This is a genomic window from Mucilaginibacter sp. 3215 (genome assembly GCF_050433785.1).
Lineage (GTDB): Bacteria > Bacteroidota > Bacteroidia > Sphingobacteriales > Sphingobacteriaceae > Mucilaginibacter.
In genome coordinates, this window is the sequence record NZ_JBNPWO010000005.1 from 16,951 (window position 1) to 30,473 (window position 13,523).

Consider the following 13,523-nt stretch of genomic DNA (forward strand, 5'->3'; position numbering starts at 1 on the left):
TTATTGGTTTTTAGGTGATTTTTCAATTCCCCTCTTGAGAGGGGCGCGTAAGACAGCGCGGTGGCAGGGGTGTGTTTATGCGATTGCCTTTTCAAAGCGGAAACACACCCCTACACCCCTCTCGGGAGGGGAATCGCACAGGCCCCCGCTTTTTATTCTTCAAAACGGGCTGCATTACAAATCATTCAACCCTTTACCGTTAAGGATTTGCGGCATCCATTTTTCAACCCTCGCCTCGCGGGTTGAGGCTTGTTTGGGTTGGGAAAAATGAAGGAGATACGCTTTTTGTCGTCCGGGTGTTAATGCTTCAAATGCGGTTTTAAGGGCGGGTATGGTATTTAATTTATGTTGAAACTCCTGAGCGACGGCAAAATCTTCCGTTTGCTTTAAATTTACTTTTAGTCCTGCCTTTTCCACCTCAATGGCTTCATAAATATAGGCTTTCAGGATACTTCTTTGCCCGGCTATTTCCCCGGCATTGGTAAACCTGATCTGCCGCGCCGCTTGTACGTTTTCGGTTTGCTGAATAAGGATGTTATGGGTATCACTTAATAAAGCTCCCTTGAAAAATAAAAGCGCGCAATATTCTTTAAATACATGGATCAAAACGATGTTGCTTTCCCGAAAGGTATAACAGGGACAGCCCCATTTTAATTCTTCGGTCAATCCGCAATCAAGAACAACCGATCTCAATTGCTCTACTTCTTCCTGCCACTTCCCGGCTTTATTAAAATAAAAATCAACTTTGGGGTTCATCTCGTTCATTTATTGGTTTCCCGAAATTACTTTTCTTTCGGCGGGTCTGAAATACCATGATATTACAGTAAGTACCAGTAATAGCAGCGCGGGAAATATCTCAGCTATAGCATTCCCCGCTGCAATATGCGAAAAAATCGCGCCCGACATAGCAAAGAAAAAACCCGCGTACGCCCATTCCTTTACCACCGGAAATTTAGGAATCAATACTGCTATAACGCCCAAAACTTTCCAGATGCCCAATATAGTTAAAACATAACCCGGATAACCTAAATGCGTCAAGCTGTCGGCCCCTCCTGCCCCGGCCTTCGCTTTTAATAACTGTACCATTCCCGTTGATATCATCCCTAAAGCAAGCCAGATGGTAGCAATCCAATAGATAATTTTATTCCGTTTCATGATATGTGTTATTTCAATTTGTTTACTACTTCCTGCAGGCGGTTATGGGCCATATTTATACCATAGGCAAAAGGCAGCTTAAGCATCTGGTCTCTCAGTTCGGGCGTTCGGTAAACCACATGCATATTGAGCTTGCTGGTATCGTCGGTAAGCTTTTCAAACTCCAGGAACTCGAGTTGCACATCAAAGGGCGCGTTATCCATTTCAAACGTACGGGTGATCTTTTGCCCGGGGATAAACTCATGAATTGTTCCGTTGGCTTTAAAAACAACGTTTCCATGCGGGTCTTTTGTTTCAAATTGCCAGCTGCCGTGCTTTTTATTTTCAAGCTTCAGCACTTTTGTTCCCATCCATTGCTCAACAATTTCGGGCTCCATGTAGGCTTTAAAAAGCAGTTCGACCGGTAAGTCAAACACTCTTGTAATGGTTAAATCCTGTTTGCCGTTTTCAGCATCTATTTTTGTTTTTTGTTCCATGTTATTTGCCTTTATAATTTTTCATAATAGTTTCTAATTTGTTGAACCTGTCTTCCCACATTGCGCGGAACGGTTCAATGAAGTCGGCCACATCTTTCATTTTTTCTGCATTAATATGATAATAGATCTCCCTGCCGTTTTGCTCCTGTTTAAGCAATTCGCACTCGGTAAGTATTTGCAGATGCTTAGAAACTGTAGGCCGGGCGGTGTCAAAGTTTGATGCAATTACACCAGCGGTCATCGCTTGTGTAGCAACCAGTAAAAGGATGGCCCTTCGGGTTGGGTCGGCTATGGCTTGAAATACATCTCGTCTTAAATTCATCGTGTAGCTATTTGACTACAAATATAAATGTAGCCATTTAACTACGCAAATGTTTTTGTTTCTTTTTTTTTGGAACCTTTATCTGATGGCCCTGAATATCAAGCCCGAATATCTGTCAAAAGCACATTAATTTATTTTCTGAACGTAATAAAACGAGCCCATTGCTTATTTTGTAATACATTCTTAACACGCCTTCGCTTAAAAAAGTGTAATTTTAGACCTTCTTAGCAAGGTTATACTACTGGTAACAGTAAACTATAATAATTTAATGGGTATGAATGCCATTCACAATAAAGATATTGGGACCAAACAAAAAGCGCTGGCCATTAATCTTAACCCCGAAATTTATGGCTCATTTGCCGAAATAGGTGCAGGACAGGACGTAGCAGCAAACTTTTTTAAAGCCGGGGCGTCATCCGGCACCATAGCCAAAACCATGTCGGCCTATGACATGCTTTTTTCAGATGCTATTTATGGGGTACAACAAACCCGCCGTTATGTAAGCGAACCGCGGCTGATGGCCATGCTTGGTCATGAATATGGGCTGCTCATTGAACGCCTTGGTACGCAGCGTGGCGATACTTCAACTTTTTTTGCTTTCGCGGATACCATATCGGCCCTCAATTACAATAAAACAAATGAAGGCCACGGTTGGATGGGCGTACGCTTTCAGCTGGAGCCGAACGGGCAGTACAATGATGTGGTGATCCACGTTAAGCTGCTGGATAATGACAATAACCTGCAGCAGCAGGCTGTAGGGATATTGGGTGTAAACCTGATGTATGCCTGCTTTTATTATAATGAGATTCCACCGGTATTCCTGCTTTCGCTGATGGATAACCTCTCGCGCGACAGGATCCAGATAGACATGATCCGCTTTGAAGGCCCAAACTTTACCAAAGTTGATAACCGGCTCATGAGCCTTCACCTGGTAAAATACGGCTTTTCGGATGCGGCACTGTTTGGGCCCGATGGTAAAAACCTGCAACCATCTGAGGTTTTATACAAAAAGCATATCGTAATGGTACGCGGCCGTTTTCGCCCGGTTATCAACGTGCACATGGATATGTTGAACACCGGTGTTAAACAGTTTTTACAGGAATCGGATGTTGATAAGGACAATGTTGTTGTTGTTACCGAGCTTACCCTCCAGGCCCTTAAAGAACGTAACGCCGATATCAATGCCGATATTGACGAGAAGGACTTTCTCGACCGTGTAGATATCCTCGGCTCGCTGGGCCAAACGGTGATGATCTCTAATTTTCACGAGTATTATAAACTGGTGGCCTATCTTTCAAAGATCACCAAACTTAAAATGGGCGTGGTACTTGGTTTCCCTAACCTGGAGTATATCTTCTCTGAAGAACATTATAAAGATTTGCCGGGCGGCATTTTAGAGTCGTTCGCTACGTTGTTTAGCCGTAAGGTGAAACTGTTTATATACCCTACCCTGCGCGATGGTGTGATCTGGAATTGCCTGCGTTTTTACCTTCCCCCACACCTGATTGATCTGTACCGGTACCTGATAGCCAACAATAAAATAGAAGATATCAGGCATTATAACGAAAATAACCTCAACGTTGAAACCGACAATGTGCTTGAGCTGATTAAACTTGGCGCCGATGGCTGGGAAGAGTTTGTACCTGCGGAGGTAGCTACGATAATCAAAGAACGCCGCCTGTTTGGATATGCCTCCGGGTTAGAACCGGTAAAAACACTTGAAGTCCCACCTCAAGACGGTGATCGGACTGAAATAGATATAGCTTAAAGCTAAAAGCAGAAGGCTCAAGGCTTTTCTTAAATTCCCTCTTGAGAGGGCGCGGAGGGATGAGTGGTAGCAGGGGTGTGTCTTTGCGATAGACTTATCAAAACAGAAACACACTCCCTCCACTCCTCTCAAGAAGGGAATCGCACGGCCCAAAACTGTAAAAAGCTTATTCTATTGCTACGGCAAAACAGAAGGCTTTTGCCCAAGGATATATTTAATCCTTTCAGACTGGCCCGAAGTATCTGCTTTTAAGTCGAGCGCCTTACCATTAAGTTGTTGATAATTAACAGCTACGCTATTACCAGGCGATGTAGTTTTAATCACTTCAACCGATTCAACATTTGATGGGATCTTTGCGCCAAACCAATGGTCGTCATCCTGTTGCTTCCAGGTTACCAGTGTAAATACTTCATTAGCGCCAACTGTTTTGTTTCCATCAATTGCCGATTTCAAAGCCAGGTCATTCCCGTAAAGTGTTGAGGCTGTTCCTTTGGTCTTATTAACAAATGAAGTGATTACCTTCAAACCATCGAGGTTATATTTCGGGGATGATGGCAACGCGGCTTTGGTGTTGTACAATTCAACCGGTTTGTTATCGGAGCAGGCCGCAAACATTAAGCTGCATACAGCGAGTAAACTATATAATGCTTTCATGGGGTTAGTGTTTAATTGGTTGGGTAAATACAAAATCTTCGGCAGCCATCGGCTTGTGGCAATTCATACATTCTGTGGTAAACATTACATTTGCACCGCCGTACGGCACCATCTTCGGGGTCTTAAACCTCGCCCATCCCCAGCCATAGGTAGATGCATATTTTTTATCGTCTTTTATCATGTATTCCACCTGCTTAAACTCGCCGGTATGGGTGGTCCCGTCTTTATCCTGTAGTTGCGCCCAGGCCACTTTAGCAAATATGGCGCCGTTTGGCCAGGGGTGGATCTTGTTTTCTTTGATCGCTTTCACGGCAATATCATTACCGAAGATTACGCGCAGGGTGTTATTATCAAAACGCTCAGTAGTACTGATAGGCTGCCAGTTTTTATAATCGGGGATATAAGAGATGCCGTTGGCCGCTGTCGGCAATTTGCTTACTGCTGTTTTGTTTTTTTGCCAATACTGATATTGCCTGTCGGCGGCATTGATAACCGCCGTATCGGCAGGCTTGCTGTGCACCATTGAAGCAAGATAGTTCTTCAAAACAGCAAGATCGGCTGCTGATACTTTTGCGCCGGTATGAACAGCGGTATAACCCGGCAAAGGCATTGCTCCGGCTATTATTTGATTTACCGACTCCCAGAGTTTGCCTTTCTGATCGGCCGGCGCGAGCCTATTCCATTCGGAAAAATTAAGGTCGGCCCTGCCCTGTTTGATATGGGATGCCACCCCCCAGTAAATGGGGACTATTTTATCGTACCAGCGTAAATTGGTGTTGTTTGAATGGCAATCATAACAGGCACGTTGAATAATAGCCTTAACATCTGCCGGGGCTTCCAGATCGCCCGTTACCGGCGGGTTAGGAACATCCGGGCGCACAAACTGGATGCACAAAAAGCCTGCAAATAAAATCAGGATGATAAGGAACGCTTTTCGTTGATACAAGGATTTTCTGTTGGTTTTCATAGCCATTCGGTTTGCAATACAAAGAAAAGTACAATCCCTTATAATAAATGTAACAATTAGTTAGGCGGGTGCAAATAATCGTTGAATAAAGAAAAAAGGAAGGTGAGACTACAAATCGCGCTGCTTTTGTGCTCGTCGCCATCAATATAATCAGCATGTATGAATAAACTTTAAATTAGCGTAGCAGTCAAACAAACGCATCAATCACCCTCAAAAATGGAAGCAAGATCTATCTTACTACTAATACTTATTTCCTTTAGCGCTATTAAAGTAAATGGGCAATACAATTTTACCAAAGTTGATAACTGGCTAAATGACCACGCACCCGAAATGGGTGGCCGGGTGGTGCTTGTTGTTTATAAAAATGGCCGGGTGGTTTACAACCACGCAGTTAATGATATGAACATGAGGCAAAAATTTGTTGCCCGCATGGTAGCCCGCAAACAAGGCAAAAAGGCTGATCTGGATGACTATAAGTCTACTTCAAAGGTGGCTATTGCCAGCTGCAGCAAATGGCTTAGTGCCGCTTTGGTGATGACCTTTGTTGATGAGGGAAAGCTAAAATTGAGCGATACAGTTGGCAAATATTTGCCTGTACTATCGCGACATGGCAAGGGCGGCATCACCATTGGTCAATGCCTGTCGCACCAAACCGGGATCAAAACGCCGCCATTAAAAGAAAGTTTAGAAGATATGCGCCAGGATAACTCGATGGATGATGCAATAGCCGATATAGCAGCCTTACCGATGGAAGGTACACCCGGCAAGGTTTTTCACTACAGCAATGCCGGCTTGCAAATTGCCGGGGCTATCATCGAAAAAATCAGCGGCAAAAATTTTGAAACCTTATTTGCCGAACGTATTGCCAGGCCGCTTAATATGCAGCATACTGATTTTGGAAATGCCAAAGTAGCCCTGCCCGCGGGCGGGGCCTACAGTACTCCCGAGGATTACCTGAACTTTTTGACCATGATCATGAACCGGGGCATTTTTAACGGAAAGCGTATCCTGAACGAAAATAGTATAGCCCAGATGCAGGAAAACAGGATCACCGCTGACGTTAAGATCGCCTATTCTCCTGCCGAGGCCGGCGGTTTAGGTTACGGTTACGGCGAGTGGGTATTTGATGCCCATACCGTAAGCAGTCCGGGGTTGTTTGGGAGCTTTCCGTGGATAGACAAGGATAAAAAGTACGCCGCCTTTATGATGACTTTTTATATTAAAAACGATGGCAGGCAACAGCGTTATCGCGAACTGAAACAACTGGTGGATGAAGTAGTAAAATAGTAGTTTTGCAGCCATGAAGCTGTACATAAAAAACATGGTTTGCAGCCGCTGCAAAATAATGGTGAAAACCGAGCTGGAAAAAGCCGGGCTGCAGCCAGTTTCCGTTGATCTTGGTGAGGTAGAGATTAAAGAAGCCCCTACCCCGGGTCAACTTAAACGATTGGAAACATCGTTAAATACCCTTGGTTTTGAACTCATTGACGATCAAAAGAGCCGTATTATTGAACAGATCAAAACCCTCATCATTGAGCATGTGCATTACGCCGAAACGCAATCGCCCTTAAAGCTTTCGGCGCTGCTTACTTCAAAACTTAATTATGATTATGGGTACCTGAGCAACCTGTTTTCGGCTGTAGAAGGCTCAACCATCGAAAAATACTACATAGCCCAGCGAATTGAAAAAGTGAAGGAACTCCTGGTTTATAATGAACGTAGTCTTTCCGAAATCGCTTTTCAATTAAACTATAGCAGTGTTGCCTACCTATCCAGCCAGTTTAAACAGGTAACGGGGATGACGCCATCTGCCTTTAAAGCCCTTCAGGGTAGTAAACGCACAAACCTGGAAGATATTTAAAGCACGAATTTTTCGAATTGAAACGAATTACACGAATTTATTCTGCAATGGTTCGTGTAATTCGATCAAATTGTGGCCGGCTTGCTGAGCGTTTCGTGTCGAACTGTAAATCTTATAAATCATACCCATAATACCGTAATAACTCCACTGCCGGCTCATGGTAATTTTGTATCAACAAATACAAATTATCATGACACATACCTATAATATCACCGGCATGACCTGCACCGGCTGCCTGGCTAAAGTGCAGGGCCTGTTACAGCAGGTTCCCAACATCGAAAAAGTTGAGATCTCTTTAGCCGAAGGCACTGCCGACATCACCATGAAAAAGCACGTATCAACAGGCGATCTTCAACAAGCTCTTGCTGCTTATCCTAAATACCAGCTTAGCGAAGCAGAGGTACATCATCACCATATGAGCACGACAGATGCTGCTGAAAACCGCACCTGGCTGCAAACCTACAAGCCGATCCTGCTCATTTTTGGTTATATTTTAGCAGCAGCAATAATTGCCGGACGCTATACAGGCGGATTTAACATCACTACGGCCATGCGCGTTTTCATGAGCGGCTTTTTCCTGGTATTCTCCTTTTTTAAACTGCTGGATCTTGCGGGCTTTGCCGACAGCTATGCCATGTATGATGTGGTGGCCAAACGCTGGCGCGGATGGGGCTACGTATATGTTTTTGTTGAACTGGGTTTAGGCCTTGCCTTTGCGCTTAACATTGCGCCGGTAACGGTTAACGCCGTTATGGTTGCGGTGATGACGATAAGCCTGATTGGTGTGCTGCAAAGTGTTTTCAGCAAAAGGCAGATCCGTTGTGCATGCCTTGGCGCGGTGTTTAATTTGCCCATGAGCACAGTAACTATTATTGAGGATGGGTTAATGATTTTGATGGGTGTTGTGATGTTGGGAATGATGTAAGGCAGCCAGCAAATGTCATTTCAAGGGAGCGGAAGCGGGTTTCCTCGTCCTGTTCGTTGAAATGACATTTTTTTTGTACTTTAATCTAATGCAAAACACCGCACAATTCCTTCTACAGGATTGGTTTAATATTACTGGTCGCGGATTAGTTATCACCGGCGAGATTATTCGGGGAACAATTGCAGCCGGAGACTTCGTTTGCTTTAATGATGAGGTCATCAAAATAAAAAGCGTAGAAATTGGCCATAAAAGTTCCGGCGGGTTTTTTATTGGATTGATCCTGGAAATAGAAAACCAAACCCCGATATTATCCTCGCTCAAAAAATTAAAGGGAGAGAATTTTTTGATATTAACGGCTGTCGCCGTTAATTAACTCGTTTACATCCTAAACCTCAAAGCAACCGAGCGTCCCAAAGCTTGCGCAAATTCGGGGTCAATTACCGGGCCTTCGCCTTTTTGTACCCATACACGGCGGGCGTCTTTTTGAAGGATTATTTTCTCGCCATTTAACAGGATCTCAAGTTCGCTGGTGGTTGGGGTAATTGGCGAGGTATTAATTTGATACACGTGGTCGGTATCGTTAAAAGTTATTCTTAGTGGCAATCCCATCTTTATCTTCTCTACGGTAAACATACGTATCCCATGTTACAAAAGCAACAACAGGCGGCGGGCGATAACAAATTTCTACATTAACAGGTTAATTTACAGATCATTATTTTGCACATTTAATCAGGCCGCCAGCTGCAACTGAACCTTATGGATCAGGCTGTTCATGCCAAACGGCTTGTGCAAAACATCATCCGGCGCTCCTTTTTGCGGTTCATGTGCTTCGGTTTCCTCATTTTCTGAACAAACAATTACACGAAGATTTTTAGTGGCCCGGTTCAATTTAATGAGCCGGCATAGCTCACGGCCGTCCATGCTTTTATTAACAATATCCAGGATCACAAGGTCAGGGTGGCATGCTTTTATAATCCTGAAAAGTTCATGGGCATGGGTTGACGAGGCTACTTCGTAACCTTTACCAAGCAGGATGTAGGTCATTACCTCTATCATCAGCTCACTATCATCAACTATCAAAATTCGTTTTGCCATAAACCAGGTCCTGCTTTTTGTACTAATGTCATGCAAACCGCATGCCACTGATTAACTTACAGTTAACCTCTTGTCGTCCAGGCAGGGAGCTATTCCCGATAGAGCTATCTTTTGTAATGATATTTTGACAATTATGGCCTTAATGTTTAAACACAATTGATCTGTTTTATTACATTTGGCCTATAGGAAATAGATTTAGCGAGCGAAAATGGACAATATCAATATCAAAAAACTGGCAAAGGAACTCAATATCTCCACATCAACCATCTCGAGGGCCTTTAATGGAAATACTGATATTAATAAAGACACCAAAGAGCGGATCTTAGCATACGCCAAACAACATAACTATTTGCCCAACCATTATGCCAGTAACCTCCGCGATAAAAAGACCAAAACCCTGGCTGTTATCGTTCCCGAAATAGCTAACGACTTTTTTTCGCAGGCTATCAATGGCATTGAAGAGGTTGCCCGTAAAAAGGGATTCTACATTTTGCTTTACCGCACCGACGACGTTTTTGAAAAGGAAGTATCGTTTGTAAATTACCTTAACAATGGTAAAGCCGATGGCATTATCATGTCGGTATCCGGCGAGGCCAGTGACCACAACTATCTGCGCCAGCTGGAAAAAAAGCATGTGCCTGTGGTTTTTTTCGACCGCGTTTATGAGGATATTGAAGCCGCCAAAGTAACTACTAACGACTATGACGCCAGCTTCGCCGCAACCGAACATCTTATTAAAACCGGGTGCAAAAAGGTTGCTTACCTGGTGGTTAACAAAAGTATTTCAATAGGTAAAGTGCGGATGCAGGGCTATATGGATGCGCTGGCTAAGCACAAGATCGTGTTTGATGATACCCTGGTTATTGATTGCAGTAACGATGAAAAGGAAAATTATAAGATTTTGAAAAAGGCCTTACAGGTAATCAAGCCTGATGGTATTTTCAGTTCGGTTGAACGTTTGGCTTTTGCCACCTACTACGTTTGTAATGACCTTGGCATTTCGATACCTAACGATCTGAAAGTGATTAGTTTTTCAAGCCTCAGGGTAGCCCCGCTCCTTTCTCCTCCTCTTTCAACCATAACGCAACCCGCTTACGAAATGGGCGTAAAGGCAGCAACTTTACTGTTCGATGTGCTGGAAAACAACGGCTCCGCTCCTAAAAAGCAACATGTATTGAAATCAAAACTGTTTATCAGGAAGTCTTCGATTGGTGAGTAGTGAATAGTTGATTAAGAGAGTGGTTTTGTTTCGGCAGCCGCAACCACTTAACTCAATCAACCACTCACCTAATCAACCTAAAATTACGCTTCAATAAAAAGCTCGCTTTGCGGCCTGCGTACTTTTAGCATTTTGCTGTAAGCGTCGTCTTCGGCACGGAAACCTACTGCGGCAATTACCGAGGTAGTTAAGCCTTTTTCTTTCAAGCCCAGGATCTCGTCGAATTTCGCAGCGTCAAAACCTTCCATTGGACCCGCGTCTACCCCAATTTCTGCAGCTTCAGCCAATAAAACCCCTAAAGCAATATAAGCCTGTTTGTGTGACCATTCAACTTTTTGCTCATCGGTACGGCTGGCCAGGGTGCCTAATACCATTTGCTCATAACCAGCAAGGCTTTCACGGGCAATGCTGCGGGTTGAAGCAACAAGGTCAATGAATTTTTTACCAAAATCCTCATCAAGGTTAGTTAATGAAGCAAACACAAACAGAGCCGATGAATCGGTAATCTGCGATTGGTCGTACCCAACGGCCCGTAATTTCTTTCTTGTCTCTGCATCCTGCACAACAATCACCTTATATGATTGCAGGCCTAATGATGATGGTGCTAACTGAATGGCTGTTTTTAAAGCCTCTAACTGTTCTGCGCTTATTTTTTTGTTGGGATCGAATTTCTTAACGGCCGATCTCCATTGTAATTTTTCTACTAATGACATGATTATTTTCAAATGTTGAAACAAATGTAGATGTTTAAACATATATGTTTAGCCATGCAATTGTAAATAGATAATTATTCCCCCTATTAAGTGGAAATAGATGACATGCCTTTAGTGCATCCTTACATACAGCTTTGGGGGTGAATTTCGCCTGACTTATCCTGTTGTTAAGCATTCGTGTCGATCACTAATTTACTCCACCCTTTATTTCCCGCGTTTTTGATCTCTTTTTTACGCTGCTCCATTACTTTTTTTATGCGCGAGCTGTAAGCCCAGCAAGTGCTTTGACGGATAGAAAGAATTTCGGAAAGTTTGTGTGACGAGATCTTACCCTTGGTTGAATACATCAGGAAGATCATATAAAAAGCTTTATTGATAGGGATCCGGGTATTTTGCAGTATGGTGTAAGCTATTACCGACTCCTCATAACCACATTTTGAACACCGGCGACTGTAAGGGAGGTGGCCGCTGCCGTAATGTGTATTGCTGCATTTGCGGCAGGCATAGCCTTGCTCCCATTTCAGGTCGGACAGGAATTTGAAGCAGGTTTCCCTATCGGGATAAATACGGCTAAACTCTTCAAAGTCAACTTCGGTGAGCATTACCCTATCGTGGGTTACTTTTTCAATGTCATTATGCAGGATAATGTTATCTTTTTCGAGGAGTACATTCATGCGCGAGATCTCTTCGGCCTGTTGTTGCAGCAGCTCATTAACTGATTTAAGCTCCTCATTTTGCTCCGCTATCATTGATGACTTTTCAACCAGCTCGCGGGTGCGTTCCTGCACCTGGGCTTCAAGGCTGCGGTTCAGGGTATCTTTCAGCTCTTCGTTTTGTTTCATCTGAGCAATAATGTCCTGCTGGGCAACATCCTTTTCTTTTTTAAGGATCCGCACTTTATCGCCTATAGCAAAAGAGATGAACAGCATCTCCATAATAAAACAAATACTAAGACTGTAGTAATCAAACTCGGTAACGGGCAGCCACCAGATATTTAGTGCTATACAGCTTTTAATAACAAAGCCGGTAAGTAAAAACGTATACCCGATAACAAAGAACCGCGCCGGTTTATACCCTTTTATCAACACATAACAACCCGCATAAAAAGAAATGCACAGCGGCAAAAACTCGATGATCTTGTAGTTAAACCAGGCCATATTAATGGTAATGCAGGCCAGGAAATAAATACACCTGAAAATGATCACCCCTTTGATCACTTTATTTAAGCGCGGGGCATTAACTTTTAAATTGAGCAGGCTTTGAGCAAAAAGGATGGCAAAAATACTGGCCGAGAACAGGGCGATACCATACGCGTAATTGTTCCAGCCGGGATAGTTTGGCCAGATATACTGGTAAGCTATGCCATCGGCACACATTTCATAAAGGCCAATACTTAAGTTATAAATGATGTAATACAGGTATTGCACCTGGCGCATGGCTATGAACATCATGAAATTGTACAGGCCAAAAACCAGGATCATACCGTAAAAAACACCAAAGAAAAAATATTCGTCGAGCGCGTAACCAATAAAGCGGCTTACCGTACGCAATACCATGATCACATTAACCGAATGCCCCGAACGGATGCGGATATAATAAGCGTCATCGGGGCCCTGGTTGCTGTTGATATTAAAGCTAAAGTTTTTGTGTTTGTAAAAGCGCGCGGCAAAAGGGCGACTGCTGCCAAGCGAGGTTGCCCGGTAAGTATTGTTAACGGGCGAATAAACGGTAATACTATCGATAGTTTGATCAAAAAACTCCAGGATCCAGTTGTTGCTGGTGGCATTGGCCTTACCAATTTTTATGCGGTACCAATAAGCCGAATTGTTGTGATGAGTAACGGGGGTAGGCTCCTGGTTAGCTGCAAATTTGCCTGCTAAGTAAGCGTCGCGAATACCATCGAGGCTAAGTTTTCCGGTTGTATCCTCAAAATAAACTATCTGCTTATATTCAAAAATGTGCTGGTTTACTTTGTCGCTTATTTGAACCGTGGTTTGAGCTATGCCTGTTGAAAAGCATAAGCAAAACAATATAATACCGATAAAAGATCTCAGTAAAAGTTTAAACATAGGCTTGGGAAATGGATGTATTCCGCACCTGTAATGGTGGTTTCACTACAGGCGCGAAAGAAATGGTTGTTTGGTTAGCGTCAGGCCGGATACAATTATAATATTTTTATTTTTCTATTCCTATTAAAAGTACATTAAACAGTTATTTAAAATGTTAATTTTTAGCTATTTGTTGTTAATATCCGGGAATTACTATACATAAATAGTCACAGGCCCATTTACTAAAGTGTTCGAAGCGGTTTTTCCATCTATTTCATATTAAAGGGCCACGCCTAAAAAACAACAATGACATTTCTCAT

Annotated in this window: 16 protein-coding genes; 6 read left to right on the forward strand and 10 right to left on the reverse strand. The window is 43.2% G+C overall.

Going from position 1 to position 13,523, the window contains the following annotated elements:
• Window positions 1–174: 174 nt before the first annotated feature.
• Genes ABIC84_RS10780 through ABIC84_RS10795 form a run of 4 tightly spaced genes read right to left on the reverse strand, consistent with a single transcriptional unit; the run spans window position 175 to window position 1,953 of the window.
• Window positions 175–765 carry a YdeI/OmpD-associated family protein gene (locus tag ABIC84_RS10780; RefSeq protein WP_429263571.1) on the reverse strand — a complete coding sequence of 197 codons (591 nt, stop codon included), beginning with the start codon at window positions 763–765 and terminating at the stop codon, window positions 175–177.
• Window positions 766–1,155, reverse strand: coding sequence for a DoxX family protein (locus tag ABIC84_RS10785; protein ID WP_218117198.1), 390 nt, complete (start codon window positions 1,153–1,155; stop codon window positions 766–768).
• A gap of 8 nt (window positions 1,156–1,163) precedes the next feature.
• Complete coding sequence (locus tag ABIC84_RS10790; RefSeq protein WP_176626332.1) at window positions 1,164–1,631, reverse strand: SRPBCC family protein; 468 nt, start codon at window positions 1,629–1,631, stop codon at window positions 1,164–1,166.
• A gap of 1 nt (window position 1,632) precedes the next feature.
• Entirely contained in the window at window positions 1,633–1,953 is a 321-nt protein-coding gene (locus tag ABIC84_RS10795) for an ArsR/SmtB family transcription factor (protein WP_090532792.1), read from the reverse strand.
• Window positions 1,954–2,227: 274 nt separating this feature from the next.
• Between ABIC84_RS10795 and ABIC84_RS10800 the strand changes: the two genes are divergently transcribed.
• Window positions 2,228–3,721 (forward strand): TonB-dependent receptor, encoded by a 1,494-nt coding sequence (locus ABIC84_RS10800; protein WP_429263572.1) that lies wholly within the window; start codon window positions 2,228–2,230, stop codon window positions 3,719–3,721.
• A 177-nt stretch (window positions 3,722–3,898) separates the two neighbouring features.
• Here ABIC84_RS10800 and ABIC84_RS10805 read toward each other — a convergent pair whose 3' ends face one another.
• Both ABIC84_RS10805 and ABIC84_RS10810 read right to left on the reverse strand, forming a co-directional pair.
• Window positions 3,899–4,375 (reverse strand): hypothetical protein, encoded by a 477-nt coding sequence (locus ABIC84_RS10805; protein WP_429263573.1) that lies wholly within the window; start codon window positions 4,373–4,375, stop codon window positions 3,899–3,901.
• A gap of 4 nt (window positions 4,376–4,379) precedes the next feature.
• Window positions 4,380–5,342 (reverse strand): heme-binding domain-containing protein, encoded by a 963-nt coding sequence (locus ABIC84_RS10810; protein ID WP_429263574.1) that lies wholly within the window; start codon window positions 5,340–5,342, stop codon window positions 4,380–4,382.
• 216 nt (window positions 5,343–5,558) lie between these two features.
• Here ABIC84_RS10810 and ABIC84_RS10815 point away from each other — a divergent pair, with 216 nt between their 5' ends.
• The 4 genes from ABIC84_RS10815 to ABIC84_RS10830 all read left to right on the forward strand — a co-directional run bounded on the left by ABIC84_RS10815 (window position 5,559) and on the right by ABIC84_RS10830 (window position 8,501).
• Window positions 5,559–6,629 (forward strand): serine hydrolase domain-containing protein, encoded by a 1,071-nt coding sequence (locus ABIC84_RS10815; RefSeq protein WP_429263575.1) that lies wholly within the window; start codon window positions 5,559–5,561, stop codon window positions 6,627–6,629.
• A gap of 13 nt (window positions 6,630–6,642) precedes the next feature.
• Complete coding sequence (locus tag ABIC84_RS10820; protein ID WP_426583216.1) at window positions 6,643–7,203, forward strand: helix-turn-helix domain-containing protein; 561 nt, start codon at window positions 6,643–6,645, stop codon at window positions 7,201–7,203.
• Window positions 7,204–7,393: 190 nt separating this feature from the next.
• The gene (locus ABIC84_RS10825; protein ID WP_426583218.1) at window positions 7,394–8,128 is read left to right on the forward strand and encodes a heavy-metal-associated domain-containing protein; all 735 of its coding nucleotides are present in this window, start codon (window positions 7,394–7,396) and stop codon (window positions 8,126–8,128) included.
• Window positions 8,129–8,216: 88 nt separating this feature from the next.
• On the forward strand, window positions 8,217–8,501 hold the full coding sequence (locus tag ABIC84_RS10830; protein WP_426583220.1) for a hypothetical protein: 285 nt from the start codon (window positions 8,217–8,219) through the stop codon (window positions 8,499–8,501).
• Between the two features lie 5 nt (window positions 8,502–8,506).
• Here ABIC84_RS10830 and ABIC84_RS10835 read toward each other — a convergent pair whose 3' ends face one another.
• Together ABIC84_RS10835 and ABIC84_RS10840 are read right to left on the reverse strand one after the other, a co-directional pair.
• Window positions 8,507–8,737, reverse strand: coding sequence for a hypothetical protein (locus ABIC84_RS10835; protein ID WP_090532876.1), 231 nt, complete (start codon window positions 8,735–8,737; stop codon window positions 8,507–8,509).
• A 120-nt stretch (window positions 8,738–8,857) separates the two neighbouring features.
• Window positions 8,858–9,223, reverse strand: a complete 366-nt coding sequence (locus tag ABIC84_RS10840) for a response regulator (RefSeq protein WP_426583224.1) — start codon at window positions 9,221–9,223, stop codon at window positions 8,858–8,860.
• Between the two features lie 208 nt (window positions 9,224–9,431).
• On the opposite strand from ABIC84_RS10840, the gene ABIC84_RS10845 reads away from it, so the two are divergent.
• Window positions 9,432–10,442 carry a LacI family DNA-binding transcriptional regulator gene (locus tag ABIC84_RS10845; protein WP_176626316.1) on the forward strand — a complete coding sequence of 337 codons (1,011 nt, stop codon included), beginning with the start codon at window positions 9,432–9,434 and terminating at the stop codon, window positions 10,440–10,442.
• Between the two features lie 83 nt (window positions 10,443–10,525).
• Here the strand turns inward: ABIC84_RS10845 and ABIC84_RS10850 are convergent, their stop codons facing one another.
• Both ABIC84_RS10850 and ABIC84_RS10855 read right to left on the reverse strand, forming a co-directional pair.
• Window positions 10,526–11,155, reverse strand: coding sequence for an NAD(P)H-dependent oxidoreductase (locus ABIC84_RS10850; RefSeq protein WP_354485280.1), 630 nt, complete (start codon window positions 11,153–11,155; stop codon window positions 10,526–10,528).
• 167 nt (window positions 11,156–11,322) lie between these two features.
• Window positions 11,323–13,224, reverse strand: coding sequence for a 7TM diverse intracellular signaling domain-containing protein (locus ABIC84_RS10855; RefSeq protein ID WP_426583226.1), 1,902 nt, complete (start codon window positions 13,222–13,224; stop codon window positions 11,323–11,325).
• Window positions 13,225–13,523: the final 299 nt, after the last annotated feature.

Bases quoted from the DNA above. Each gene is read 5' to 3' on its own strand.
- ABIC84_RS10845 (WP_176626316.1), top strand. From the start codon at position 9,432: ATGGACAATATCAATATCAAAAAACTGGCAAAGGAACTCAATATCTCC.
- ABIC84_RS10810 (WP_429263574.1), bottom strand. From the start codon at position 5,342: ATGAAAACCAACAGAAAATCCTTGTATCAACGAAAAGCGTTCCTTATC.
- ABIC84_RS10785 (WP_218117198.1), bottom strand. From the start codon at position 1,155: ATGAAACGGAATAAAATTATCTATTGGATTGCTACCATCTGGCTTGCT.
- ABIC84_RS10835 (WP_090532876.1), bottom strand. From the start codon at position 8,737: ATGGGATTGCCACTAAGAATAACTTTTAACGATACCGACCACGTGTAT.
- ABIC84_RS10855 (WP_426583226.1), bottom strand. From the start codon at position 13,224: ATGTTTAAACTTTTACTGAGATCTTTTATCGGTATTATATTGTTTTGC.
- ABIC84_RS10830 (WP_426583220.1), top strand. From the start codon at position 8,217: ATGCAAAACACCGCACAATTCCTTCTACAGGATTGGTTTAATATTACT.
- ABIC84_RS10840 (WP_426583224.1), bottom strand. From the start codon at position 9,223: ATGGCAAAACGAATTTTGATAGTTGATGATAGTGAGCTGATGATAGAG.
- ABIC84_RS10800 (WP_429263572.1), top strand. From the start codon at position 2,228: ATGAATGCCATTCACAATAAAGATATTGGGACCAAACAAAAAGCGCTG.
- ABIC84_RS10790 (WP_176626332.1), bottom strand. From the start codon at position 1,631: ATGGAACAAAAAACAAAAATAGATGCTGAAAACGGCAAACAGGATTTA.
- ABIC84_RS10805 (WP_429263573.1), bottom strand. From the start codon at position 4,375: ATGAAAGCATTATATAGTTTACTCGCTGTATGCAGCTTAATGTTTGCG.
- ABIC84_RS10815 (WP_429263575.1), top strand. From the start codon at position 5,559: ATGGAAGCAAGATCTATCTTACTACTAATACTTATTTCCTTTAGCGCT.
- ABIC84_RS10795 (WP_090532792.1), bottom strand. From the start codon at position 1,953: ATGAATTTAAGACGAGATGTATTTCAAGCCATAGCCGACCCAACCCGA.
- ABIC84_RS10820 (WP_426583216.1), top strand. From the start codon at position 6,643: ATGAAGCTGTACATAAAAAACATGGTTTGCAGCCGCTGCAAAATAATG.
- ABIC84_RS10825 (WP_426583218.1), top strand. From the start codon at position 7,394: ATGACACATACCTATAATATCACCGGCATGACCTGCACCGGCTGCCTG.
- ABIC84_RS10850 (WP_354485280.1), bottom strand. From the start codon at position 11,155: ATGTCATTAGTAGAAAAATTACAATGGAGATCGGCCGTTAAGAAATTC.
- ABIC84_RS10780 (WP_429263571.1), bottom strand. From the start codon at position 765: ATGAACGAGATGAACCCCAAAGTTGATTTTTATTTTAATAAAGCCGGG.